The organism is Streptomyces sp. NPDC002853 (assembly GCF_053591915.1).
Genome location: NZ_JBSFUS010000004.1, coordinates 663,443 through 670,949, shown reverse-complemented (window position 1 = coordinate 670,949; position 7,507 = coordinate 663,443). Strand labels below are relative to the sequence as shown.

Here is a 7,507-nt window from a genome sequence, read left to right as displayed (position 1 = left end):
CTTCTTCTTGGCGGCCATGATGCCCTTGAAGGAGGGGTAACGCGCCTCGCCCGACTGGTCGGTGACCGACACCACGGCCGGCAGCGACGCCTCCAACTGCTCGGAGGCGGCATCACCATCACGGCGGCCCTTGACCACACCGTCCTGGACGGAGACCTCGGACAGCAGCGTCACCTGCGGGACCCCCAGACGCTCGGCCAGCAGCGCCGGCACCACACCCGCGGTGCCGTCGGTCGACGCCATACCGGAGATCACCAGGTCGTAGCCGGCCTTCTCGATCGCCTTCGCCAGCACCAGCGACGTGCCGATGATGTCCGTGCCGTGCAGATCGTCGTCCTCGACGTGGATCGCCTTGTCCGCGCCCATCGACAACGCCTTGCGCAGCGCGTCCTTGGCGTCCTCGGGACCCACCGTCAGCACGGTGATCTCCGCCTCGTCCGCCTCGTCCGCGATCTGCAACGCCTGCTCGACCGCGTACTCATCCAGCTCCGACAGCAGGCCGTCCACGTCATCACGGTCGACGGTCAGGTCATCGGCGAAGTGCCGGTCGCCGGTGGCGTCAGGCACGTACTTCACGGTGACAACGATCCTCAAGCTCACGCCGGCTCTCCTACCTGGTGTGGTTCGTTATGACGACGGTATGGCACTCAGTACCCCCTGTAAAGGTACGTAGTGCCAGACAGGCCCTCACGATGCTACGTTCCCCGCATGACTGAGGCGCGCGGACCAGCGAAGAAGGCCCCCATGCGGGAGGTGCTCGCCAAGGCGGCGTTCCAGTTGTTCCTGGAGCGGGGCTTCGAGCAGACCACGGTGGACGACATCGTGGCGCGGGCCGGGGTCGGGCGCCGCTCCTTCTTCCGGTACTTCCCGTCCAAAGAGGACGCCGTCTTTCCCGACCACGAGAGCTGCCTGGCCGACATGACGGCCTTCCTCGAGGCGGCCGACGGCGCCGACCCGGTGGACGCCGTGTGCGACGCGGCCCGGATCGTGCTGCGGATGTACGCCACGAACCCCGAGTTCTCCGTGCAGCGCTACCGCCTCACGCAAGAGGTCCCCGGTCTTCGTACGTACGAACTCTCCGTGGTGCGCCGCTACGAACGCACCATGGCCGGCTATCTCCGCCGCCGCTACGCCGACGCCGAGGACGGCTCCCTGCGCGCCGAGGTGATCGCCGCCGCCGTGGTCGCCGCGCACAACAACGCCCTGCGCTCCTGGCTGCGTTCGGGCGGCGACGGTGACGCCGAGGCGGCGGTGGACCACGCGCTCGAACTCGTGCGGGACGGGTGGGGGAGCGGCGCCACCGGCGGGGACGAGGCGGCGGACGGCGCCGGTGACGAGGTCGTCGTCATGGTGGTCTCCAAGCGTGCCCCCATGTGGCGGGTGGTCCAGCGCGTCGAGTCGGCCCTCGGCCAGGACTGATCCGTCGGTCAGGACTGAGCTCCGGCCGGCGGCGGAACAAGCGAGTAGCACTCAGTACCTTTACCGATTGGCACTCAGTGCCATATGGTGCGGATGCGTCGACGCCGAGCGCGGCGCATCCGAGCCGAGTGCAGGTCAATGCAGGGGGTCGAGACGTGTCCCAGCAGGAATTGAGCATCGCGCCGACAGAGCACGAGCGAACCGGCATGATCTACCAGCGCTGCCGGTGGTGCGGCACCGCGTCCTTCCGGCGCATGCTGTGTCCGGTGTGCGCGTCCAGTGATCTGGAGTCCGAGCGGAGCGACGGCGAAGGCGTCGTCGTCCAGTCCAGCGTGGTCAACCGCTACACCGGCACCGCACGCAACGAGTCCCTCGTCCGCTTCCCCGAGGGGTTCGTGTTCCGCTGCCGTGTGGTCGGCGCCTCGCCGCATCTCGTGTGGGTCGGCGCGCGCGTGCGGCCCGTGGCCGGGTCCGATCCGGAAACCGGGGAGGCCGTCTTCGAGCTCTGCGAGACGAACGCGAGCGCCGACTGGTAGTGCCGCACCGCACAGCCGGAGTGCCGAGGATCAGTTGACGCCGCGCTCGTGACCCTCCCAATAGGGCCCGCGCAGCTTGTACTTCTGGAGTTTCCCGGTGGCCGTGCGGGCCAGTTCGCCGCGGAACTCCACCGAGGTCGGCGCCTTGAACCCGGCGAGGTGCTCCTTGCAGTGCCGGATGAGCTCCTCCTCGGTGGCCTGTGTGCCGGGTGCGAGGACGACCAGGGCCTTGATGGTCTCGCCCCACTTGTCGTCGGGCACCCCGATGACGGCCACCTCGGCGACCGCGGGGTGGCTGAACAGGACGTCCTCCACCTCGATCGAGGAGACGTTCTCGCCGCCGGTGATGATGACGTCCTTCTTGCGGTCGCTGATCGTCAGATGGCCGTCCGCGCCGATCGACCCGCCGTCGCCCGTGTGGAACCAGCCGCCCTCCAGAGCCTGCGCGGTTTCCTGCGGCTGCTCCCAGTAGCCCTCCAGGATCACGTTCGAGCGGGCGAGGACCTCGCCCTCCTCCGACGTGCGCAGCGTGACGCCCAGTGCGGGGGCCCCGGCCTGGACCAGTTTCTCCGCGCGCTGCGGCGGGGTGAGGCCGTCCCATTCGGCGCGGGTGCGGTTGATGGTGAGCAGGGGTGAGGTCTCGGTGAGGCCGTAGATCTGGATGAACTCCCAGCCGAGCTCCGATTCGACCTGCTCGACGGTCTTGGTGGGCGGCGGCGCCCCCGCGACGATGATGCGCACCCGGTCCCGCCCCGGGATCTCCCCCTCCCACGTCCGCGCCGCCGCAAGGACCGCGTTGACCACGGCGGGCGCCGCGCACATCACCGTGACGCCGTGCTCGGCCACCCGGCGCAGGATCTCCGCGCCGTCCACCTTGCGCAGCACGATCTGGCGCGCGCCCATGCCGGACATCGCGAACGGCATGCCCCAGCCGTTCGCGTGGAACATCGGCAGGGTGTGCAGGTAGACGTCCCGGTCGGTGACCCCGGCGTGCAGCGCGAACGTCAGGGCGTTCACCCAGATGTTGCGGTGCGTGATCTGAACGCCCTTGGGGCGCGCGGTCGTTCCGCTGGTGAAGTTGATGGTCGCGGTGGCGTTCTCGTCGTGCTGCCAGGGCTCGGGTTCGGTGTCGAAGCGGTACAGCTGTTTGTCGGCGTCCGCCCCCAGCGTGTAGCGGTGCTTGCAGGTCACCCCCGAGAGACGGTCCTCGAGTTCGGGGTCGACCAGCAGGACGCTCGCGCCCGACCGGCCGACGATGTAGCCCACTTCTTCGGCCGACAGGCGGAAGTTGACCGGCACGAGGACCCGGCCGTGGCCGCTGACGCCGAAGAACGACGTCAGCAGCCGGGCGCTGTTGGGCGAGACCACCGCCACCCGTGCGCCGTGCGGCACCCCGAGCGCGTCGAGCCCGGCGGCCTGGGCCCGCGCCAGCTCACCCACGCGCCGATAGGTGAGCCCTTCCCAGGGCTCGGCCGGCTGATCGGGTTCGTCGACGATGCCGACCCGGTCCCCGTAGACGGCCGTGGCGCGGTCCAGAAAATCAAGGGCCCCGAACGGGACGAACATCCTGGCCTCCAGAAGCTCAGTCGATGTACGCCGCCTATCCGACCACGCCCCGGCGGAAACCGGGCCCCCGACGCCAGGTCCCTTCTGAACCTAGGCCGCTTGAAGCCGCCGCAAGGATGCCACCAGCTGGTCCACCTCCTCGGACGTGTTGTAGAGGGCGAGCGAGGCGCGGGCGGCCGACTCCAGGCCGTAGTGGGCGAGCGCGGGCTGGGCGCAGTGGTGGCCCGCGCGGACGGCGATCCCGTCGCGGTCGAGCCAGTCCGCGATGCCCGCCGGGTCGTGGCCCGCGAGGGTGAAGGTGAGGACCGCGATCCGCTCGGGCGCCGAACCGAGGACCTCCAGGCCGGGCACCGTGGCAAGGGCCTGTTGCGCGTACGTCATGAGCGCGCTCTCGTACGCGGCCACGGCGTCCCGGTCGAAGGACGTGAACCAGTTCAGCGCGGCGAGGAGGCCGACCACGCCCGAGATGTGGCCCGTGCCGGCTTCCAGGAGATGCGGGACCGGCGCGAACGTGGTCCGCGTGAAGTCGACCGACTCGATCATGTTGCCGCCGCCCTGCCACGGCCGCATGCCGTGCAGGACCTCCGGTTTGGCGTAGAGCGCGCCGATGCCGGTCGGGGCGAAGAGCTTGTGCCCCGAGAAGGCGTAGAAGTCGGCGTCCAGATCCCGCACGTCGACCGGGAAGTGCGCGACGGCCTGTGCCCCGTCCACCAGGACCCTGGCGCCGTAGCGGTGTGCGAGGGCGGTCATCTCCTTCACGGGCGGGACGGTGCCGAGGACGTTCGACGCGTGGCTGACGGCGACGAGCTGGGTGCGGGACGAGAGGAGGTCCGCGTAGGCGTCCTGGTCGATCGCGCCCTCGGGGGTCAGGGGGATCGGGACGACCCGGGCCCTGGTCTCCTTCGCGATCAACTGCCACGGCACGATGTCGGAGTGGTGTTCGAGGACGGCCACCAGAATGTCGTCCCCGGGCCCGAGGTTGGCCCGCCCCCAGCTCTGGGCCACCAGGTTGATCGCCTCGGTCGTGCCGCGCACGAAGACGATGTCGTCCGGCGACCCCGCCCCGAGGAACCCGGCGACCGCGGCCCGCCCCGCCTCGTACATCTGGGTCGCTTCGCGCGCCATGGTGTGCGCGCCGCGGTGGATGTTGGAGTTCGCGGTGCCGTAGAAGGCGCCGAGCGCCTCGATGACCTGGCGCGGTTTCTGCGTGGTGGCGCCGTTGTCGAGCCAGACCAGGGGGTGGCCGTTGACGGTGCGGTGCAGGATCGGGATGTCCTGGCGGGCCGACTCGGGCGAGAACCCCGGGGGTTGCAGCTGCGGGAGGGCGCTCGGAGCGGGGGCCGTGGCTGCCGGGGTCACGCCCCGGAGCCCCGGGACGCCCGCCCCGAGTGTCGTGACGTCAGGAATAGTCATGGTAGTTGGACACCTCGACGTTCTGCAGGACGGCGATGGCGTCCTCGACCAGGACCGCGGTGTTGAAGTACGCCGTCATCAGGTACGACGTGATGCCCTTCTGGTCGACGCCCATGTTCCGCATGGACAGGCCCGGTTCGACCTCGTCGGGGACGCCCGAAGGCCGCAGCCCTACCACGCCCTGCTCGGCCTCGCCCGTGCGCATCAGCAGGATCTCGGTGGTGCCGAGGCCGGTGCCCAGGCCGCCCGAGAAGCGCACCTTGTCCGAGGGGAGCAGCGGAACGCCACGCCAGGTCAGGAGCGGGCTGCCGTAACGGTTGTCCGTCACCGGGGGCACGCCGCGCCGCGTGCACTCCCGGCCGAAGGCGGCGATGGCCCTGGGGTGGGCGAGGAAGAAGCCGGGTTGCTTCCAGACCCGCGTCAGGAGTTCGTCCAGGTCGTCGGGCGTCGGGGCGCCGGTGCGTGCCTGGACCCGCTGGCCGGCGGAGACGTTGTGGAACAGGCCGTGCTCCGGGTGGTTCAGGAGCGAGGCCTCCTGCCGCTCCCGCAGCGCCGCGACGGTCAGGTTGGACTGCGCGCGGGTCTGGTCGATGGGCCCGTTGTAGAGGTCGGCGACCCGGGTGTGCACGCGGAGCACCGTCTGCGCCAGCGTCATGTGGTACTCGCGGGGCGCGTCCTCGTAGTCGACGAACGTCCCCGGCAGATCCGGCTCCCCGACATGCCCGGCGGTCAGATCCACCGGCACCTCGGCGCCGGGCGTCATGGTGTCCCCGTCGCAATACGCGGTGATCGCGCCGCCCAGCGCCTCGTCCCGGTCGGCGAGCCGCGCCAGTGCGCCGCGGTCCGCGCAGAGCGCGAGGCCCGGGGTGAGCGCCTTGACGCGGTACGGCATCGGCTGGGTCCTGGTCCACGCGCCGAGGTCGAAGAACTGGCCGTCGCCGATGACCTCGAGCAGCGCGTCCTCGCCGTAGCGTCCGGTCATCCGCTTCTCGGCCCTGCCGTGCACGACCACCCACAGCCGGTCGGCGGGGTCGCCCTCCTGGGCGAGTACCTGCCCGGCCTCGAAGGGGACCTCGGTGAAGGCGCCCGCCAGCTCCGCGAGCAGCGCGTCGTCGGCGTCACGCAGATAGGGGACCTCGCGTAAGTCGCCGGGCACGACACGCTGCGAGCCGCTCTCCTCGTACGTGGTGACGCGGTCGTCGCCGAGCACGAACGTCCTGCGGCGGTTAACCCGGTAGGTGCCCGACTCGACGTCCACCCAGGGCAGGGCGCGCAGGAGATAGCGCGGGGTGATGCCGCGCATCTGGGGAGTGGTCTTGGTCGTCGTCGCCAGTTGCCGTGCGGCATCCGGACCGAGTGCGAGCCGGTCGTTCACTGGAACCTCCTGGAAGAACGGTCTTTCGCGGCTGCCGCGATGGCATGCGACGCCGATCGTCTTCGGGGTGTTCCATGACCGCAAGGGGTCATTTATGAGTGCTAGTTGGGAAAAGGCCAGAAATGACCGGACAGTTGGTCTCGCGGCCCCTGACCAGCCTCCCAGGGCTCCGCCGGGGAGTCCCTCCGCAGCGGATATTGGGCTCGAATCATCCCGATACCGGACCCAAGCACCCCTGAAAGGAGCGCTTATGACTCGGGTATCGGCGTGAGGAGTCGGGAAGGATGGTTCCGGTGCGAGGGGTAGTCCCCTCCGTTTCACGAAGGGTGCAGCGATGACAGATTCGGTCCCTGGGCGGCTCACCGTCTCGCGGGCGACGCTCGACGACTGGCAGGTCGTCAGCGGGTGGGCGGCGGACGAGGGCTGGAATCCGGGCCTGCGGGACGGCCCTTCCTTCTTCGCGCAGGACCCCGACGGTTTCTTCATCGGCCGCATCGACGGCGAGCCGGTCTCCGCGATCTCGGTCGTGAACTACGACGAGGTGTACGCCTTCCTGGGTTTCTACCTCGTACGCCCGGACCAGCGAGGACGCGGCCACGGCCTCGCCACCTGGCGCACGGCCATCGCCCACGCGGGCAAGCGCACCGTCGGCCTCGACGGCGTGGTCGCCCAGCAGGACAACTACCGCCGTTCGGGCTTCGAGCTCGCCCACCACACCATCCGGTACGTGGGCTCCCTGCCCGGCGGCGGCCCGCGTCCCGCACGGGTCCTGCCGGTCGAGGCGGCGGGTCTGCGCGCCATCACCGCGTACGACGCCGCGAGTTACCCCGCGGACCGCCCGAGCTTCCTGGAGTCCTGGCTGACGGCTCCCGGGCACCGCGCCCTCGCCCGGATCGTCGACGGCACCATCACCGGATACGGCGTGCTCCGCCCGGCCCACGGCGCCCTGCGCATCGGACCCCTGTTCGCGGACACGCGCGCCGACGCGGAGGAACTCTTCGACGCGCTGACGGCGGAGGCGGACGACACTCCTGTCGTCATCGACGTCCCCGAGACCCAGCCGCACGCCGTCGCCCTCGCCGAGGCCCGCGGCATGAAGCCCACGTTCCCGACCGCCCGTATGTACACCGGCCCGGTGCGGGAGATGGCAGGGGAGCGGGTCTTCGGCGTGACCACGCTCGAACTCGGCTGATCCGGC

7 protein-coding genes are annotated in these 7,507 nt (G+C 70.4%); 3 read left to right on the top strand and 4 right to left on the bottom strand.

Annotated features, from left to right (window positions below):
* Nucleotides 1-600, bottom strand: a 600-nt coding sequence (locus tag ACWD02_RS14325) for an electron transfer flavoprotein subunit beta/FixA family protein (RefSeq protein ID WP_451209134.1), incomplete at its 3' end; no start/stop codon positions are given.
* A 108-nt stretch (nucleotides 601-708) separates the two neighbouring features.
* Between ACWD02_RS14325 and ACWD02_RS14320 the strand changes: the two genes are divergently transcribed.
* Nucleotides 709-1,419 (top strand): TetR family transcriptional regulator, encoded by a 711-nt coding sequence (locus ACWD02_RS14320; RefSeq protein ID WP_451209131.1) that lies wholly within the window; start codon nucleotides 709-711, stop codon nucleotides 1,417-1,419.
* Between the two features lie 206 nt (nucleotides 1,420-1,625).
* Nucleotides 1,626-1,955, top strand: coding sequence for a Zn-ribbon domain-containing OB-fold protein (locus ACWD02_RS14315; RefSeq protein ID WP_365816256.1), 330 nt, complete (start codon nucleotides 1,626-1,628; stop codon nucleotides 1,953-1,955).
* 30 nt (nucleotides 1,956-1,985) lie between these two features.
* Here ACWD02_RS14315 and ACWD02_RS14310 read toward each other — a convergent pair whose 3' ends face one another.
* The 3 genes from ACWD02_RS14310 to ACWD02_RS14300 form a co-directional block, all read right to left on the bottom strand.
* Nucleotides 1,986-3,521: an AMP-binding protein gene (locus ACWD02_RS14310; RefSeq protein ID WP_451209127.1), complete on the bottom strand. Its 1,536-nt coding sequence runs from the start codon at nucleotides 3,519-3,521 to the stop codon at nucleotides 1,986-1,988.
* A gap of 90 nt (nucleotides 3,522-3,611) precedes the next feature.
* Entirely contained in the window at nucleotides 3,612-4,934 is a 1,323-nt protein-coding gene (locus tag ACWD02_RS14305) for a SufS family cysteine desulfurase (RefSeq protein WP_451209124.1), read from the bottom strand.
* Complete coding sequence (locus ACWD02_RS14300; RefSeq protein WP_451209122.1) at nucleotides 4,921-6,309, bottom strand: family 2B encapsulin nanocompartment shell protein; 1,389 nt, start codon at nucleotides 6,307-6,309, stop codon at nucleotides 4,921-4,923. The genes ACWD02_RS14305 and ACWD02_RS14300 overlap by 14 nt, the downstream gene beginning before the upstream one ends.
* Before the next feature lie 334 nt (nucleotides 6,310-6,643).
* On the opposite strand from ACWD02_RS14300, the gene ACWD02_RS14295 reads away from it, so the two are divergent.
* Nucleotides 6,644-7,501, top strand: a complete 858-nt coding sequence (locus ACWD02_RS14295) for a GNAT family N-acetyltransferase (protein WP_451209119.1) — start codon at nucleotides 6,644-6,646, stop codon at nucleotides 7,499-7,501.
* Nucleotides 7,502-7,507: the final 6 nt, after the last annotated feature.